Genomic DNA, 1,369 nt, shown 5'->3' with positions numbered 1-1,369 from the left:
CCCCCAAGTACCCACCTCGAATACTCATAAGGCAACACATTATCTTTACTTCAAGCAATAAAGAGAAATGCTAATTTTTATCTAATCGTAACCCATTAACGCTGTTATCTAATTACCAAAAGATAAAACTCAGAATAATCTCTGCATCAATAAACATAGAACCCCCGTTTATACACTAAAAAAAGGATTATTTGTCTCATTATTACAATAGATATTGTGCGCAATCACGACGAGATCTGAAAAATCGCCTATCATGACACAAATAGAAATCGATGAGGGGCCAAGATGAAAGCATTAATCGTAGAACAAAATGACAACAAACTCCGTGCCAGCGTACAAAGTATCGATGAAAAAACACTGCCTATTCATGAGGTTATTGTCGACATTCATTACTCAACGCTTAACTATAAAGATGGGCTGGCGATCACAGGTAAAGGGAAAATACTGCGCCAATTCCCAATGGTACCCGGAATCGATTTTTCGGGGGTTGTTCATCACACCGAAGATCCTCGTTTCCATATTGGTCAACATGTCTTATTAACCGGCTGGGGAGTCGGTGAAAGTCACTGGGGGGGTCTTGCGCAAAAGGCGGGGGTAAAAGGCGATTGGTTAACCGTCGTACCAGAAGGACTCACTTTAAAAAATGCCATGACAATCGGAACTGCGGGTTTTACTGCCATGCTTTGTGTGATGGCATTAGAACAAGGCGGTATCACACCTGAAAGCGGTGATATTTTAGTCACTGGAGCCAGTGGTGGTGTCGGAAGCACCGCGATTAGTTTACTCACAGCATTAGGCTATCAAGTTACCGCATTGAGTGGTAGAGCCAGTAACCATGACTATTTACGCAAACTCGGAGCCAAAAACATTATCACTCGCGAAGAGTTTGAACCTGCTGGCAAAGCTTTAGATAAACAGCGCTGGGCGGGAGCAATTGATACCGTCGGAGGGCAAATTCTTGCCAATATTCTGTCACAGACAAATTATAACGGAACAGTAGCAGCTTGTGGATTAGCGGGGGGTTTCTCTTTGCCAACAACCGTGATGCCTTTTATTTTACGTAATGTTCGCTTACAAGGTGTCGACTCTGTTTATTTCCCAGCAGAAAAACGCGCCCAAGTTTGGCAACGTTTATTAAAATTGCTACCTGATACATTCTATCAGCAAGCAATGACAGAGATTACACTTGATGAAGTTCCACGTTATGCTCAGATGATTATGGATAATCAAGTGACAGGTCGAACTTTAGTAAAACTGTGACTGCTCCCCTCCGTAAACGGCGAGGCTTCCCACTTCTCAGACCGCAACCCTCTGTACGACGGATTTACGCGGGTCTCCATGGGCTGAAACGACGAGTCCCGCCGCGTGT

Annotated in this window: 1 protein-coding gene; it reads left to right on the top strand. The window is 43.9% G+C overall.

The genetic code is table 11. From position 1 onward, the window contains the following. The first annotated feature begins 285 nt into the window (after positions 1 to 285). Complete coding sequence (gene acuI / locus BHE89_RS17345; RefSeq protein WP_069368727.1) at positions 286 to 1,260, top strand: acrylyl-CoA reductase (NADPH); 975 nt, start codon at positions 286 to 288, stop codon at positions 1,258 to 1,260. The last annotated feature ends 109 nt before the right edge of the window (positions 1,261 to 1,369 follow it).

Origin of the sequence: Shigella sp. FC1967, from assembly GCF_001743005.1 — a bacterium.
Taxonomy (GTDB): Bacteria; Pseudomonadota; Gammaproteobacteria; order Enterobacterales; family Enterobacteriaceae; genus Proteus.
This window is presented reverse-complemented; position numbering and strand designations above follow the sequence as displayed.

Bases quoted from the DNA above. Each gene is read 5' to 3' on its own strand.
- acuI (WP_069368727.1), top strand. From the start codon at position 286: ATGAAAGCATTAATCGTAGAACAAAATGACAACAAACTCCGTGCCAGC.